10 protein-coding genes and 1 pseudogene are annotated in these 15,959 nt (G+C 74.4%); all 11 read right to left on the reverse strand.

The window, feature by feature from the left end:
- Positions 1 to 71: 71 nt before the first annotated feature.
- Positions 72 to 266 (reverse strand): hypothetical protein, encoded by a 195-nt coding sequence (locus C1A33_RS18025; protein WP_101832635.1) that lies wholly within the window; start codon positions 264 to 266, stop codon positions 72 to 74.
- A 21-nt stretch (positions 267 to 287) separates the two neighbouring features.
- Positions 288 to 1,811 (reverse strand): hypothetical protein, encoded by a 1,524-nt coding sequence (locus tag C1A33_RS18030; protein WP_243407693.1) that lies wholly within the window; start codon positions 1,809 to 1,811, stop codon positions 288 to 290.
- Between the two features lie 215 nt (positions 1,812 to 2,026).
- Complete coding sequence (locus C1A33_RS18035; RefSeq protein ID WP_101832636.1) at positions 2,027 to 3,154, reverse strand: acetate/propionate family kinase; 1,128 nt, start codon at positions 3,152 to 3,154, stop codon at positions 2,027 to 2,029.
- Between the two features lie 40 nt (positions 3,155 to 3,194).
- Positions 3,195 to 3,929: an FAD-dependent thymidylate synthase gene (gene thyX / locus C1A33_RS18040; protein WP_101832661.1), complete on the reverse strand. Its 735-nt coding sequence runs from the start codon at positions 3,927 to 3,929 to the stop codon at positions 3,195 to 3,197.
- A gap of 697 nt (positions 3,930 to 4,626) precedes the next feature.
- Positions 4,627 to 5,949, reverse strand: a complete 1,323-nt coding sequence (gene hisS / locus C1A33_RS18045) for a histidine--tRNA ligase (protein WP_101832637.1) — start codon at positions 5,947 to 5,949, stop codon at positions 4,627 to 4,629.
- 250 nt (positions 5,950 to 6,199) lie between these two features.
- Entirely contained in the window at positions 6,200 to 7,831 is a 1,632-nt protein-coding gene (locus C1A33_RS18050; RefSeq protein ID WP_243407687.1) for a UDP-glucose dehydrogenase family protein, read from the reverse strand.
- Positions 7,831 to 8,874 (reverse strand): UDP-glucose 4-epimerase GalE, encoded by a 1,044-nt coding sequence (galE, locus tag C1A33_RS18055; RefSeq protein ID WP_101832638.1) that lies wholly within the window; start codon positions 8,872 to 8,874, stop codon positions 7,831 to 7,833. Before galE ends, C1A33_RS18050 begins: the two co-directional genes overlap by 1 nt.
- A gap of 358 nt (positions 8,875 to 9,232) precedes the next feature.
- A complete protein-coding gene (locus C1A33_RS18060) occupies positions 9,233 to 10,186 on the reverse strand; it encodes a UDP-glucuronic acid decarboxylase family protein (protein ID WP_101832639.1) in 954 nt (317 codons plus the stop codon).
- Positions 10,187 to 10,690: 504 nt separating this feature from the next.
- Entirely contained in the window at positions 10,691 to 13,150 is a 2,460-nt protein-coding gene (locus tag C1A33_RS37995; RefSeq protein WP_101832640.1) for a hypothetical protein, read from the reverse strand.
- A 301-nt stretch (positions 13,151 to 13,451) separates the two neighbouring features.
- Positions 13,452 to 15,098 (reverse strand): annotated as a pseudogene (locus C1A33_RS18070) (Hsp70 family protein); the annotation flags it as partial.
- 42 nt (positions 15,099 to 15,140) lie between these two features.
- Positions 15,141 to 15,908 (reverse strand): 4-hydroxy-tetrahydrodipicolinate reductase, encoded by a 768-nt coding sequence (gene dapB / locus C1A33_RS18075; protein ID WP_165818452.1) that lies wholly within the window; start codon positions 15,906 to 15,908, stop codon positions 15,141 to 15,143.
- Positions 15,909 to 15,959 lie beyond the last annotated feature (51 nt).

A 15,959-nucleotide genomic window follows, 5' to 3' on the forward strand; every position in this document is an offset into this window, starting at 1 on the left:
CTACCCGCCCGGGACACGCCACGGCACCCGGCAGGGAGCCGGGCCGACCGAGATACCCGGGACGGAACTACTCAGTGCGCGCGAGCGGACCCCCTGGGCACCCGGCCGGGCGAGGTGAGCCCAGCGGTCGTCCCGCGATCGCCCGCGACCAGCATGTTGCGGTCCAGCCGCAACCACAACTCCCGACGGCCGAGACGTACCAGCGAGCGCAGCCCACCGGCACGCGGGGTGCCGAAGGCAACACCCGGGCCGTAGTTCTTCGGCATCCGCCACCGTCCCGTCCGCTGCTACACGGCCTTTAGAGTACCGCCACCGGACCGGTCCGGGACGGGGACGACGGCACACCCCCGGCCCACGGTGCTGGCAGGGGCGGAATCAGGCGGGGCGTGCCAGCCTGCCGCCCGCAGCCCGGCGAGAACCGCCAAGGCGACCAGCAGCGCGAGCAGCACCGTCTTCACCGGTCCGAGGACCCAGGCCGCGAGGCTGCTGCGCTCCCGGGTGAGCAGCAGGGTCGCCGCGAACGACGACGGCAGCGTGATCACGGCGACGGCGTCGGGCGCGAGGCTGACGGGCAGGGCGGTCAGCCCGACCGTCAGCGCCATCAGGACGCTGATGGCGCCGGTGACCCGGGACACGTCGGCGGAGACGCTGAGCCCCACGATCAGCCGGGATCGGGCCGGTCTGCGGGCGTCGGTGGTGTAGAAGGCGTAGACCTCGCGGTTGCGCTGGATGTCCTCGATGTAGGTGCGCCGCACCGGGTCGCCGAACTGGTCGACCATCACCGGGGTGTCGAGCTCGATGCTGGTGTCGTCGGTGCCGATGCTGACGTGGTGGCTGGCGGTGCCGCCCGAGTCGACGTCGATCACCGCCGCCGGGTGCAGCAGCTGGCGCCACAGTGGCACCGACCCGCCGAAGGTCGAGCGGGCGAACACCGAGCGGACCAGGATCGTGCGCAGCTCCTCGCTGGACTTGATCAGGAACGGCCGGTAGGGGTCCACGGTGACGGCGGCCAGGGCCTCCCAGCGCCGGCCGTACTCGGCGACCGTGGACAGCACCGGCACCGCGTCCGGGCCCACGCCGACCAGCGCGTCGATCCAGCTGGTGAAGGCGGTGAGGTAGCCCTCGATCGCCGTCGGGTCGAGCCCGTCGGACACGTCCGGGTCCCGCCACAGCTCCCCGACGGCGAGCAGCAGCGTCTCGGCGCTGCTGAGCGGGTCGAACGGCTCACCCAGCGCCGCGGCGAGCGCCCGCTCCGCGTCGCCCACGAGCCCGCGCCAGCGGCGCAACCGCTCCTCGGTGACCGCCAGGTCCGCCTCGCGCTCCAGGTAGGTGCGGATCGCGCCGAGCCGCAGCGGGCGGCCGCGGGTCGCTGCCAGCCGCGGATAGTTGCCGGACAGCCGACCCGGCCGGAACCGGGAGATCGCGTCGACGACGCGTCGGGCCGTCTCGTCCAGCGGCGCGCCGAGCGGATCGGCGAGCCCGGCGATCAGATTGCCCTGGACGGCGACGGAGGTGCCGTAGGGCATCAGATGGGCGTCGGAGCCGCCGGGGCCGGTCAGGTCGAAGGCGACCAGCGCCCGCTTGGACAGCGTCGAGACCGGCAGCAGGACCAGCACCTCGGGCGGCAGCCGGCCCGCGGTGTCCACCCGGCCGGTGCCGGTGACCGGGACGATCTCGTTGAGGATGGCGTCGAGCGGGCCCCAGTTGACCGATCGGGCGAGCCGGCACCGGTTGGCGCTGACGATGGTGAACTGGTCGACCACCCGGCGCCGCAGCCCCTGGTAGGGCGCGGGCGGGGCGAGCAGCGTCATCGTGACCTCGTCGACGTCCGTGAGGTCGAGGACGGGCGCGTGGTCGGCGTCGTCACGCCGCGTCCACCGCCGCAGCCGGCCGATCGGGCCAGGCCCGGCACCGACGCCCCCGCTGATCACCCGCCGCCGTCCCGCCCCGCCCGACCGTGGTCAGCGAGAGGAGAGGCGGCGGTCACAAATCCTGACATTACCGGACGCCAGACCGAGGCACCCCCTTACCCTCCGCGACGATCAATCACCGACCGAACGCCTCGGGCGATCTCCAGATCCTCCCGGGCGGCCAGGACCAGCGTGCGCACGGCCGAGCGGGGCGCACCGATCTCCCGGTCGGCCGCCGCGCCGGCCGGCGGCGCCGCGTTGCGCTCCGGGTCGATCGTCACCCCCAGGAAGCCGAGGCCGGCCGCCGCGCCCGCCCGCACGCCGGGCGAGTTCTCCCCGACCCCGCCAGTGAACACCAGGGCGTCCAGGCCGCCGAGCGCCGCGGCCATCGCGGCGATCTGCCCGCGCAGGCGGTGCAGGTACACGTCGAGCGCCAGCCCGCAGGCCGCGTCACCGGCACGGGCCCCGGACTCGACGGCGCGCATGTCGGCGGTGCCGGCGAGTCCCCGTAACCCGGCGGCATGGAAGAGCCCGTCGGTGAGCTCGCGCGCCGTCATCCCCGCCTCGGTCTGCAGCCACAGCAGCGCGCCCGGGTCGACGGTCCCGGACCGGGTGCCCATGACGAGCCCCTCCAGCGGGGTGAAGCCCATCGTGGTGTCGACGCTCACCCCGCCGCGGACGGCGGCGAGCGACGCCCCCGAGCCCAGATGGCAGGTCACCACCCGGCGGGCGCCGGTGAGCTCGGTGGCCCGCCGCGAGGCGTGGGCGTGCGACAGGCCGTGGAAGCCGAAGCGGCGCAGCCCGTGCCGCTCGCGCCACGCCGCGGGCAGCGCGTAGGTGGCCGCCGCCGCCGGCAGCCGGCTGTGGAAGGCGGTGTCGAAGCAGGCGACGTGCGGCAGGTCCGGCAGCGCGGCGCGGACCAGGTCATAGGCGTCGAGCGCGGCGGGCTGGTGCAGCGGGGCGAGCGCGGTCAGCGCCCGCAGCCGGGCCGCGACCGCCGCGTCGACGCGCACCGGCCCGGTGAACTCGGTGCCCCCGTGCACGACCCGATGCCCCACCGCGGCGAGCCCGTCCCGCGGCGCGCCCGCGGCCCGGATGAGCTCGGCCAGGGCGGCGTCGAGCTCGTCCGGCCGCGGGCGGCCGTCCGGCGCGTCCAGGTCGCCGTGGGCGAGCAGGTCATCGGCCGGGCCGATGACGCGCAGCTTCAGGCTCGACGACCCGCTGTTGACCACCAGCACGTGCACGGTCAGACTCCCGCACTCGATCAGCTCGCCTGGCGGACGGTCAGCCCTCGCCGACGAGGGGGCTGGAGGCGACCTCGGTACCGTCGTCCAGCGTCGAGATGCGGAAGTCGGCGAAGACGTTCGGTGCCACCTCGAGCAGCTCCCGCAGAGCCATGACCGCGAGCCCGCGGATCTCCACATCGGCGTGCTCGCTGGCCCGCATGGCGATGAAGTGCCGCCAGGCCCGGTAGTTGCCGGTGACGACGATGCGGGTCTCGGTCGCGTTCGGCAGGACACTGCGCGCCGCCTGCCGGGCCTGCTTGCGCCGCGACGTGGGCGCGGAGACGTCGGCGAAGCGCTTCTCCAGCCCCTCCAGCAGCCGCGAGTACGCCTCCAGCGACGCCGCGGCGGCCTCCTGGAACAGCGCGTGCAGCTCCGGGTCGGCGGCGACGACCTCGGGCTCGACGACGGCCGCGTCGCGTTCGGGCACGTAGCGCTGCGACAGCTGGCTGTAGGAGAAGTGCCGGTGGCGGACCAGCTCGTGGGTCAGGCTGCGGGACACGCCGGTGATGTAGAGCGTGACCGTCCCGTGCTCGAGGACGGACAGGTGCCCGACGTCGAGGATGTGGCGCAGGTAGCCGGAATTCGTCGCGGTCGCCGGATTCGGCTTGTTCCAGCTCTGGTAGCAGGCCCGCCCGGCGAACTCCGCCAGCGCCTGCCCGCCGTCGGCGTCGGTGCTCCACGGCACGTCCGCCGGCGGCAGGAACTCCGTCTTCGCGATCACCTGGACCCGCATCCGGGCCGACGCGACCCTCACGGGCGCCGCCGCCTGCTCGGGCACCTGCCGGGACGCCGCGGACTGCCCGGACACCGGATCGGACGCCGGCTGTGACACTGCCACCTCCATCGGCTCGCACCTCCCTGGGCGCACCACCGTCGACGCGCCCGCTGGCCCGGCACACGACGCGGACCCGGACCACGGTAGACGCCCCGGGCCCGGCGGCGTACCCCGGACCCGGCGATGCGCCCGGACGCGGCGAACCCGCCGCGCTGCGGCGCACCCGCGCACCGGCCCCGCCGCGGGGCACCCGAGCGGCCCCCGGCGGCCGCGCACCGCGCCCGCCGGACGGGACCGCATTCCGCCGCGCGGAACGGCAATCCGGCGAGCGGACCAGCAATGCGTCGAGCCGGTCAGCAATCCGCCGAGCGGGCCAGCAATCGCCCAACGCGGCCGGTGTCGGCATCCACTTACCCGTCCGGTCACGCGATCGGCGCACAGGGATTGGCGCCCCGGGAACCCGTGGTACACCGGAGATGGACGCCCCGCCGGTCCCCAACGACGAGGCGTCACAGCGCCCGCCCTCGCGGCGTGGCCCGGCCGGCCCGGGGATCTCCGCCCCCGTCAGTCCCCGGCCGGCCGGCCACGTCGCGGCGGGCAGCCCTCCCGCGATGGCGCGGCGGTCCACCCGCCGCGCGCATCCGGGCGAGTCACGTCAGGCGGGAGGCGGGGACCAGGTGTCGAGGTCGGCGGTGGCCTGCTCGCCGCTGGCCATGTCCTTCACCTCGTGATCGCGATCATCCGCGAACGGCGGGAACCACACGTGGCCGATGCCCTTGCGCGCCGCGTAGCGGACCTGCCTGGCCAGCTTGTCGGCCTGGTGGTAGGTCTCCACCTTCAGGCCGCGGGCGCGCAGCGCGGCGGCGGCGGCCAGCGCCTGCGCCCGGCGCTCAGCGGTGGGGACGACGACGAGCACGTCGGCGGGGCTCGCCGGCCCGGGCGTCAGCAGGCCCTCGGCGAGCAGCTTGGCGAAGATGCGGGTCAGGCCGATCGAGATGCCGACCCCGGGCAGGCTGCGGCGGATGAACGAGCCGGCCAGGTTCTCGTAGCGGCCGCCGGAGCAGATGCTGCCGAAGTCGGGCCAGTCGACGAACTTCGCCTCGTAGACGGTGCCGGTGTAGTAGTCGAGGCCGCGGGCGATCGACAGGTCCGCGACGACACTGCCCGCCGGCAGGTCGGCGAGGTCGTCCAGGACAGTGGCGAGCTCGTCCAGGCCCTCGTCGAGCAGGTCGCCCTTGACGCCGAGCCGGCGGACCTCGTCGACGACGCCGGCACCCGGGGCGCGGATCGCCGCGAGGTCCAGGCAGGCCCGCGCCTGATCGGCGTCGAGGCCGGCCCGGGTGGTGAGCAGATCCGCCACCCCGGCGGGGCCGATCTTGTCCATCCGGTCGGCGATCCGGATGACCTCCAGCGGGTCACCGATCCCGATCCCCTCGTAGAAGCCCTGCAGCACCTTGCGGTTGTTGATGTTGAGGGTCCAGGGCGGGACGCCGAGGGTGGTGAGCACCTCGTGCACGATCCGGGGCAGCTCGGCGTCGAAGTGCAGCGGCACCCGGTCGACGTTGATGACGTCGATGTCGCACTGGGTGAACTCGCGGAAGCGGCCCTCCTGCGGGCGCTCCCCCCGCCACACGCGCTGCATCTGGTACCGCTTGAACGGGAAGACGAGCTCGTTGAAGTGCGCGGCCACGTACCGGGCGAAGGGCACGGTCAGGTCGAAGTGCAGGCCGAGCCGGGCGCTGTCGTCGGCGGCGTCGGCCTGCAGCCGGCGCAGCGTGTAGACCTCCTGGGAGGTCTCGCCCTTGGCCAGCAGCACGTCGAGCGCCTCGACGGACGGGGTCTCCACGGAGCAGAACCCATACCGCTCGAAGACGACGCGGATCGTGTCGAGCCAGCGCTGCTCGACGATCCGGACCTCCGGCAACCACTCCGGGAAGCCGCTGACGGGCAGGGGGCGGACGATCGGCGCGTCACTCATCGCCGGGAGCTCTCCTCATCGATCTCGATCGGGTGGGCACACGCCGCCCGGACGCCGACGGCGGCGCCATGGGCTGGTACTCACCGATGTCGACTGATCACCCGACGGCGGGCCCGCGCCCAGGGGCGCGTGAGGGGAGACATGCGTGCACCCTACTCCGTAGATCCCGACCGCGTGGCGCCCCGGCCCGCCACTGCAGCCCCGCGGCGCCGCCGGGCGCCGCTGCCCGTCAGCACCGCCTGCCGGCCGCTCAGGACGGGCGCCCGACCGAGGTCTCGATCCCGGCGATCGACTGGTCGCGCACGGGCGTGACACCGTCGGAACCGGCGGCATCGGGCCCGACCGCCCACGGCCGCTGCTCCGGCACCGGGCTGGGGATGACCCCCGTCGGCCGGCCGGGGGCGAGGTAGACCCAGCCGGCCTGGCGCCAGCGGTCGCCGTCGAGAGCGTGCCGGGCGTCGACGACCACGCGGCGGCGGACCAGCTGGCCCAGCCGGACCGGGTCGAGCTCGGCGAACTGGCGCCACTCGGTGAGCAGCACGACCGCGTCGGCGCCCGCGGCGACCTCGTCCACCGACTCGCTGTAGGTGACCTGCGGCAGCGCGCGGCGGGCGTTGTGCGTCGCCACCGGGTCGACGACGGTCACCTCGGCGCCGGTCCGGGTGAGCAGGTCGGCGACAGCCAGCGCGGGCGAGTCGCGGACATCGTCGGAGTTCGGCTTGAACGCGGCGCCGAGGACCAGCAGCCGGCGGTGGGCGAGGGTGCCGTCCAGCGCGGCGGCGACGAGCTCGACGACCCGGTCGCGGCGACGGTCGTTGATCCCGTCGATCTCGCGCAGGAACCGCAGCGCCGCGCCGACCCCGAGCTCGTCGGCGCGCGCCTGGAAGGCCCGGATGTCCTTCGGCAGGCAGCCGCCGCCGAAGCCGACGCCGGGGCGCAGGAAGTTTCCGCCGATGCGCACGTCGTGGGACAGCGCCTCGGCCAGGGTGAGCACGTCGGCGTCGACCGCCTCGCAGACCTCGGCCATCGCGTTGATGAAGGAGATCTTCGTCGCGAGGAACGAGTTCGCGGCGGTCTTGACAAGCTCGGCGGTCGCGTAGTCTGTCACGATCACCGGGACCCCCTGGGCGATCACCGGGGCGAACGCCGACCGCAGCGCGCCCTCCGCGGCCGGGGAGGCCACTCCGAACACGAGTCGGTCGGGGTGCAGGGTGTCGGCGACGGCGAAGCCCTCGCGCAGGAACTCCGGATTCCAGGCGAGCTGGACGCCGCCGAGCTCGCGGACGATATCCACGTCGACGGTCCCGCCCTGGCCGGCGGCGTCGGGGGTGGCGGCCTGGGCGCGCCCGTTCGTGCCGGTCGCGGCCAGCACGGCGGCGCCGGGCGTGGCGCTCGCGGCCCCGGTCGGATGGTTCGCGGGGGCGAGGCGGGCGAGGGTGCGGGCGATCCCGGCCGCGGTGCCCGCCGGCACGGTCGACTTGCCGACGACCAGGCAGGGGCGGCGCAGCAGCGGCGCGAGGCGCTCGACCGCGGAGTTGAGGTGGCTGAGGTCCGCCCCGTAGCCGTCGGCGCGCTGCGGGGTGCCGACGCAGACGAAGTGCACGTCGCCGAACTCGGCGATCTCCTCGAACGAGGTCGTGAACCGCAGCCGGCCGGACGCCAGGTTCGCGCGCAGCAGGTCGGCGAGGTCGGGCTCGTAGAAGGGGATCTCGCCGGCGGACAGCCGCTCGATCTTCGACTGGTCGACGTCCACGCCGAGCACCTCGAAGCCCAGCTCGGCCATGCAGACCGCGTGGGTGGCGCCGAGATAACCCGTTCCGATGACCGTCAGTCGAGGCCGATGCCCGTCCGCCGCGTCCTCATGGCTGTCCGACGTGCTCATCAGGCTCCCTCTTCATCGTCGTACCCCGCTGGATTGAGACGCTGGAACTCCCAGGCGTCCCGGCACATCCGCGCGATGTCGTGGCGGGCCGTCCAGCCGAGCGCCTCGCGGGCAAGCGTCGGGTCGGCCACCAGCGCGGCGACGTCCCCCGGGCGGCGGGGCACCACCCGGTGGGGCAGCGTCCGGCCGCAGGCCGCGGAGAAGGCGTCGAGCAGCTCCCGCACCGAGGTGCCCGTGCCGGTGCCCAGGTTGACGACCCGGTGGCCGGGCTGGTCGTCGAGGTGGTCGAGGGCGAGGCGATGCCCCTCGGCCAGGTCGACCACGTGGATGTAGTCGCGCACGCCGGTGCCGTCCGGGGTCGGGTAGTCGTCGCCGAAGATGGCCAGTTCCGCCCGCCGGCCGACCGCCACCTGCGCGAGGTAGGGCATCACGTTGTTCGGCACGCCGCGCGGATCCTCACCGAGCAGCCCCGACGGGTGGGCGCCGACCGGGTTGAAGTACCGCAGCGAGATGGCGTGCCAGGCCGGGTCCTGCGCGCAGACGTCGGCGAGGATCTGCTCGCACATCCACTTGGTGCGCGAATACGGGTTCGTCGGCCGGGCCGGGGTGTCCTCGGTGATCGGCACCCTGTCGACCGTGCCGTAGATGGAGCAGGACGAGGAGAAGACCAGCCGCCGGACGTCGTGCTCGGCCATCACGCGCACCAGGCCGAGCGTCGCGTTGACGTTCGTGTCGTAGTACTCCAGCGGCATCTCGACCGACTCGCCGACCGCCTTGCGCGCGGCGAAGTGCACGACCCCGTCGATCTTCCAGCGGCGGAACACCTCGTCGAGGGCATCGCGGTCACGCACGTCGAGACGGACGAAGTCGAGGTCGCGGTCCGCGACCTTGCGTAGACGGTCCAACGCGCGTGGCGAACTGTTGAGAAAGTTGTCCACACCCACCACCCGGTGGCCCGCGGCGAGCAGGTCGACACAGGTGTGTGAACCGATGAATCCCGTGGCTCCGGTCACCAGGATCGCCCCGGCCCGGTCGGTGGACATCACCGCTGCGTGTCCCCTTTCCTCGTCATCACCTCGCACCGCCGCCCGGGCATCTGCCACACGTCGACAGCCGACCCGGGCGAGGCGAACCGCTGAGGTGCGCCGCGGCGTCGTTGCCGCGGACAACTGGCACAGGAGAACATAACTCCGAGGTCGCACGGTCACCGACCCCACAATCAGACCATCGCGGCGCCGCCGCGGGCCCGGCCAAACCGGGCGGCCGGGTCCGGAATCCCGTTTCCGCTCCTTCGCGGCTCCGGCTGTCCGCCAACGGAACGGTCCCGTCGGGCGCGCAGTGGTGCGCAGTGGTGCGGTATGCCCGCGGCGGATCGACCACCGCCCGGCGTCGGGGCCGGGGTCAGGCGACGACCTGGGGGCTGTCGGTCAACTGCCCGGCGAACCACGAGATCGTGCGGGTCAGGCCCTCGTGCAACGCGGTGCGCGGCTCCCAGCCGAGCTGGGTCCGGGCGATGGTGATGTCCGGCTGGCGCACCGAGGGATCGTCCTGCGGGCGCGGGACGAAGGTGATCGGGGCGGACGAGCCGCACAGGTCCCGGACCAGCATCGCCGTGTCGAGAATCGACATCTCGTGCGGATTGCCGATGTTCACCGGGCCCGGCAGGTCCGAGTGCAGCAGCCGGAGGATCCCCTCGATCAGGTCGTCGACGTAGCAGATCGACCTGGTCTGCGACCCGTCGCCGGCCACGGTGATGGGCTCGCCGCGCAGCGCCTGCGAGACGAACGCGGGGATGGCGCGGCCGTCGTCCACCCGCATCCGCGGGCCGTAGGTGTTGAAGATCCGCACGATCGCGGTGTCGACGCCGTGCTTGCGCCGGTAGGCCATCGTGAGCGCCTCGGCGAACCGCTTCGCCTCGTCGTAGACACTTCGCGGCCCTACCGGGTTCACATTGCCCCAGTAGGACTCCGGCTGGGGATTGACCAACGGATCGCCATACGACTCCGACGTGGAGGCGAGCAGGAATCGCGCGTTCTTCTCCCGGGCGAGACCGAGGGCGTGGAAGGTGCCCAGCGAGCCGACCTTGAGCGTTTCGATCGGCAGCTCGTGATAATCGATCGGCGAGGCCGGCGACGCGAAGTGCAGGACGACGTCCACCGGACCGGAAACATAAATGAAATCATTCACGTCCCGGTTGACCAGACGGAAGCGCGGGTCGGCGAGCAGATGCTCGACGTTGTCCGGCCGACCGGTCAGGAAGTTGTCGATACAGACGACCTCATACCCGTCGCCGAGCAGGCGTTCGCAGAGGTGACTGCCAAGGAAACCGGCGCCGCCGGTCACTATCGCACGCACGTCAAGTGCTCCCGGAGCTGTGATACTTGCCGAACCCTGGAAAATTCCCGCCGACTGCCTCGGGCGCGGGCTCCCGCGTCGACCGACCTCGCCCCGGGCACCCGACACAACCCCTGGCTCCACCAGAGGCGGCGCGCCGCGGGCGGCGCGACATCAGGAATCACACCCGGCCGCCGGCTCACCCGGCCGGTCAGCACAGCCCCGGCGACACCCGCCAGGAAAGGTCATACGACCTCACCACAGCACCACCCCCCAGTGGTCCGGCCGGCCGTACCGACCCCTTTCGGGGCATGGTACACACACCCGGCCGGGCATACCCACCAGCCTCCCCCAGCGTGAGGCCGACGGCCCGAAAACCGTCGGCCGGCCGACACCCGGTCACTTCTCGTGAGTGCGCAATGGTGGCCGGTAGGCCTCTTTGCCTTCCGTAAGCAAACGACCGCCGAGCGACGAGGGCGATCCGATACCCGGCGGCCGCTCCGGCGCTCATTTCCGAGATGACCGTCACACTGATTCGCCGGACGTGTCGGCCTCGGGCGGCCCGAGCCGCAGCCGCGCTCCCGGCGTCGTCGCGACGACCAGGCGGCCCTCCGACCGGACACACCCGAACAGCGCGACGTGCAGTGGTCTCGCCGACGGGACGGAGACGCCGCCGTCGATCTCGTAGCGAGTGTTGGTCACCTTGCGCGCCTGGGCCTGGGGATCGGCCGCGCCGTCGGGAGGGGCGTCGGTCCGGCAGACCACCACCATCTCCGTGCAGCCGGACGGCCAGCTCCACCGCAACCGTCCCTCGACCCATCGCAGCCCAGCGGGCGGCGCCAGAGCGTCAGCAGTGTTGGCCGCGTTGGTGGTCTGGGCAGTGTCGGCAGTGTCGGCGGTGTTGGCCGGGCCCGCCGGCACCTGGGCGGTGGTCGACGCATCGCCATCCGCCGTGGCGGCGCCACCGGCCCGCGCCGCGCCGCTGGCCGCCGCCTCAGGCCGGCGCTGCGGCGCGCCGTCGGCGGCCGCGGAAACCTCGCTGCGAGCCGCGGCGGACCAGGCTCCGCCCACGCCGGCGGTGACCGCGTAGACCGGGACCGCGTCTCGCGGGGCGCCGCCGTCCTCGAGGCTGGTCGCCGTCGTGACACCGACCGCGCGCGCCGTGCCGTCCGCGGCGATCCGGGCGACCCGGTAGCGGACCTCGCCGGGCGTCGCCGACGGCTGCCAGTTCACGACGACCGAACCCCCCTCTCGGCGGACCAGCACCCGCATGGGCGGCGCGACCGAGACCGGGGCCGGGGCGTCAGCGCTGTCCTGCCCCGGCGCGGTCGGCGCGGTCGGCGCGGTCGGCGCGGTCGGCGCGGTCGGCGCGGTCGGCCGCGGCGCGGCGCGGCCGGCGCGGACGGGGTCGGACGACGCCCTGGGACCGGCGGCGCCGGCGCGTAGGGCGAGGGCCTCGGCGTGGTCGGCCACCAGGCCGAGCGCCTCGTCGAGCAGCCGGGTCCGGTCGGGGGTGTCCGCGGCCGTCGCCCGCGCGCGGACGACGAGCTCGTCCGCGGCCCGGCAGCGCGACTCGGCCAGGGACAGCAGCTCGCCGGGTAGCTGGCCGCCCGGGCCGGGAACGTCACCGGCGCTGCGGGCGAGCCGGCGCGCCGCCTCGACCAGGTGCTGGTAGCGCCCGGCCGCGACGAGCGGGGCGAGGGTGGCCCACTGTGCGCCTGCGGCGCGGATCGCGGCCTCGACCTCGTCGTCCATGGCGCGGATGGGCGGCAGGGTCTCCCCCGCCAGCTCCCGCGCGGCGGCGACGTGCTCACTGGCCTCCACCGGGCGGCCCGCCCGCAGCGCGGCGCGAGCCTGGGACACCGCCGCCTGCCAGTGCCCCGCGCGGCCGCCCGCCCCCGGCGGCGTCTGCGCGGCGCGCGACGCTGCCGGGGTGCGCGACGTCTCCGGCGGACCGGGCCGGGCGGCACCACCAGGACGCGGGCCGCTCCGAGCCGCGGGGGCCGGCATCCGCGGCGGGCTGACCCCGTGCTCCCGGGCGAGAGCCCGGACCACTTCCCGGGCCCGGTGCGGATCGAGGCCGTCGGTCTCGGCCTCGGTGACGAGCGCGGCGGCCTCCGCCGGCAGCAGCGCGTCCTCGACAAGGACGGCGGCGGCCACTCGCGGGCGCAGCCGCGCGCTCGTGGCGGCGGCGAGGGCGTCGAGGTAGGCGTCCGGGTCGCCGTCGACGAGCAGGGAGCCGACTGCGGCGAGCAGATCGTCGAGCAGAGCGCGCCGGCGGTCCGGACGGCGGGCCCGGTTGCTGGCGAGCGCGACGTCGCGCACGGAGCGGATGCGGTCCTGCGGCGTTCCCGGCGGCAGGCCGAGCAGGTCGAACAGGCTGCGCGGCGGTCGGGTGGCGGTGATCCGGCCGAGCTCGTCGAGGTCGGCCCGGATCTGGCGGAGCACCGCCGGAGAGATCGGCTCGGGCTCGGCCCGGTCGGTCGGCCCGCCGGTGGGCTGCGCGGACAGGACGCGGTGGCGCCGGATGCGCGCGGCGAACTCCGCCTCGTCGATGCCCTGGGTGGCCGCCCACGCCCGCAGGCCGTCGATCCGGTCCGCCGGCAGCCCGCCGAAGCGGGCGACCAGGCGGGCGGCGGCGGCGTCGAGGGCGGTGAAGCGCTCGCCGTCCCGCTCGGCGCGCGCCGCGATCACCCGGTCGCGCAGAGCGAGGCGGGACGTCCGGTCGGCGAGGGCCGCCGACAGGTCGCCGTGCCGCTCGAGCAGGCCGATGATCACACCGCGATACCGCGGATGGTCACGGCCGCGCTGCCAGAACGCCCAGACCTCGGCGATACGGGCTCGCACCGCCGCGTCGTCGAGCGTGTCGACCTCGTCCAGCGGGATGTCGTAGATCTCGAAGGGGTCGCTGTGCTCGGCGCCGCCGCGACGGTGGATCACCGCCAGCACCCGGCGGCGATAGTCGTCGGAGTCGAAGTCCAGCATCGTCTCCCCCGTCAGCCGCCGAGGCCGGGTGCGCCCGCCGGGCCGGGCCCACCGGGCTCGTCCGGTCCCCGGGCACCGCCAGGTCCGCCGGGTCCGCCAGATCCGCCAGATCCGCCGAACCCGGCAGGACCGCCGGGGCCGCCCGTTCCGTCGGTACCCCCGAGGCCCGCCGGCTTCTCCCATCCGCCGGGGCGCCGAACGCGCCGGGGATGCCGCCCCGCTCGCGCCGGGCCCTGGCCACCTGCTCCCGTTCCCGGGCCACGTCCGCCTGGCTGAGGGCCGCCGAGGTCTCCACCCGCACGGTCAGCGGCCGGTCGGCCATGCCCTCATGCGTAGCGGTGACCTCGAGGATGCCGTCGAATCCCATCCGGAACAGGATCTGGATCTGCGAGCCCGCCGGGAAGCCGGGCGGAATGCCGGTGATCTCCGCCTCGGCTATCACCTTGTTGTCCTCCACCCGAGTGGACTCGACCCCACCGGCCTGCTCGACGACATACACGGTGACGGCGTCCTGATCGTCGCGCACCGTGCCGAAGGACCGGCGGACCGCGACCGGCAGCCGGTCGTTGCGATGCACCAGGAACACCGCGCCCTGCTCGCCGAACCGGTTGAGCGCGAGCACCCCGAACCCCCGGGACACCACGTTCACGACCTGCACCTCGACGGTGCGCCGCACCCGGGTGGGAGGCAGGCCGAGCACCTCGGCCAGGCGGCGGCAGGCCGCGTCGAGGTCGGCGGGGGCGGCCGCGTCCACCCCGGCGCCGTCGACCAGCTGGCCCCGGGTGACCAGATCGGCGAGCACGAGCCGTTCCAGGGCCTTCTTCTCGCCGTAGATGGCGGCGCCGCGGGCGACGGCGAGATCCGGGTCGGACAGCTCGACGGGCACGTTGAACTCGGCTTCGAGCCGGCGGGCGACGGCCGGCATCCGCGATGCCCCGCCGACCAGCAGGATCCGGTCGATGCCGCGGACCCCGCGGGCCAGCGCCGCGTCGCGGGCGGCCCGGGTGAGTGCCACGGTCCGGTCGAGCAGGCCCGCGGTGAGCGCCTCGAGCTCGTCGCGGGTCAGCGTGATCTCGCTGCGCCGCCCGGCGTGCTCGACGACGATCGTCGTGGACGGCGCGTCGGTCAGCTCCCGGCGGGCGGTCTCGGCGGCGAGCAGCAGTGCCTGCGCACTGTCCCCCTCATCGAGCGGGTCCGGCGCGCCCGGATGCTCGGTGAGGAAGCGGTCGCCGGCCAGCAGCACGATCTTCTCGTCCCAGTCGGCGCCGCCGAGCTGATGGTCGCCGTCGATGGCGACGACGGACACCCGCCGGTCGGCGAGCTCGACGACCGTCACGTCGAACGTCCCGCCGCCCAGGTCGTAGACGAGGGCCACCTCCTCGGCGACCGTGCCCGGGCCGCCGAGGGTGCGCCGCCCGCCGATCTCGAAACGGGCGAAGCCGTAGGACAGGGCGGCGGCCGTCGGCTCGTTGATGACGTCGACGACGTGCAGGCCCGCGTACTCGCCGGCCAGCACCGTCGCCCGCCGCTCCTCGTCGCCGAAGTACGCCGGGACGGTGATGACGGCGTCCTCGACGGGCTCGCCGGTGGCCAGCGTCGCGTCGGAGATCAGAGCCTTGAGGATAAGCCCGCTGACCGCCGGCGCCGACCAGGCCGCGCCCCGGGTGACGAAGCGCCAGTCGCCGTCGCCCATCCGCCGCTTGACCAGCGAGCAGACGTCGTCGGGGCGGGCGCGGGCGAGCTGGCGGGCGGTCTGCCCGGTCAGGTAGTCGTCCGCACCGACGAACAGCACGACGCTGGGCAGCGTCTGCGCTCCATCGGCCAAGGGCACGATCTGCGGCTCCCCCGAACCCGACACACGGGCGAGGCAGCTGAACGTCGTGCCCAGATCGATACCGTAGACGCTGCGGGTTCCCGCCGGCAGACGGCGGTCAACGTGTCCGACCACACCCGGAAACCTATCTTTCGGCTCCGGTTGACCTCACCGTGGTCAGCTATCTGACGTTCGGTCGAGGTCGAGCAGGTGCTCCAGGCCCACGGTGAGGCCCGGGCGGTCCGCGACGCGACGCACGGCCAGCAGCACGCCGGGCATGAACGACGTGCGGTCGTAGGAGTCGTGGCGCAGGGTCAGCGTCTCGCCGGAGCCACCGAGCAGCACCTCCTGGTGGGCGACGAGGCCGGCGAGGCGCACGGCGTGCACCGGCACCCCGGCCACCCGGGCGCCGCGGGCACCGTCGAGGGCCGTCGCCGTCGCGTCCGGCCCGCCCGGCGCAAGACCGGCCGCCGCCCGCGCCTGCGCGACCAGCTCGGCGGTGCGCCGCGCGGTACCGCTCGGCGCGTCGATCTTGTTCGGATGGTGCAGCTCGACGATCTCGACGGAGTCGAAATAGCGCGCCGCCCGCGCCGCGAACATCATCATCAGCACGGCGGCGACGCCGAAGTTCGGCGCGACGAGCACCCCGACCTTGGGCGACTCGCCCAGCCAGCCGCGCACCGTCGCCAGCCGCCCGTCGTCGAACCCGGTGGTGCCGACGACGACGTGCCGGCCCTCCTCGACGCACCAGCGGATGTTGTCGAGCACCGCGTCCGGGGTGGTGAAGTCGACGACCACGTCGGCGGCGCGCAGCGGCGCCCGGTCGTCACCGGCGTCCAGCGCGGCGACGAGCGCGAGATCCGGGGCGGCCTCGACGGCGGCGCACACCGTCGCGCCCATCCGCCCGCGCGCGCCGAGCACGCCCACCGCGAGCCGCTCACTCATGGTGCAGTCCTCCTCAGGTACGCGCGGGCCGAGTGGGCACGCGGCCCGCGG

Source organism: Frankia canadensis (assembly GCF_900197875.1).
Lineage (GTDB): Bacteria > Actinomycetota > Actinomycetes > Frankiales > Frankiaceae > Frankia > Frankia canadensis.

What these genes read in the sequence shown, in the direction of transcription:
- C1A33_RS18025 (WP_101832635.1), bottom strand. Translation starts at nt 266, where the DNA reads ATGCCGAAGAACTACGGCCCGGGTGTTGCCTTCGGCACCCCGCGTGCC.
- C1A33_RS18030 (WP_243407693.1), bottom strand. Translation starts at nt 1,811, where the DNA reads ATGACGCTGCTCGCCCCGCCCGCGCCCTACCAGGGGCTGCGGCGCCGG.
- thyX (WP_101832661.1), bottom strand. Translation starts at nt 3,929, where the DNA reads ATGCGGGTCCAGGTGATCGCGAAGACGGAGTTCCTGCCGCCGGCGGAC.
- hisS (WP_101832637.1), bottom strand. Translation starts at nt 5,949, where the DNA reads ATGAGTGACGCGCCGATCGTCCGCCCCCTGCCCGTCAGCGGCTTCCCG.
- C1A33_RS18050 (WP_243407687.1), bottom strand. Translation starts at nt 7,831, where the DNA reads ATGAGCACGTCGGACAGCCATGAGGACGCGGCGGACGGGCATCGGCCT.
- galE (WP_101832638.1), bottom strand. Translation starts at nt 8,874, where the DNA reads ATGTCCACCGACCGGGCCGGGGCGATCCTGGTGACCGGAGCCACGGGA.
- C1A33_RS37995 (WP_101832640.1), bottom strand. Translation starts at nt 13,150, where the DNA reads ATGCTGGACTTCGACTCCGACGACTATCGCCGCCGGGTGCTGGCGGTG.
- dapB (WP_165818452.1), bottom strand. Translation starts at nt 15,908, where the DNA reads ATGAGTGAGCGGCTCGCGGTGGGCGTGCTCGGCGCGCGCGGGCGGATG.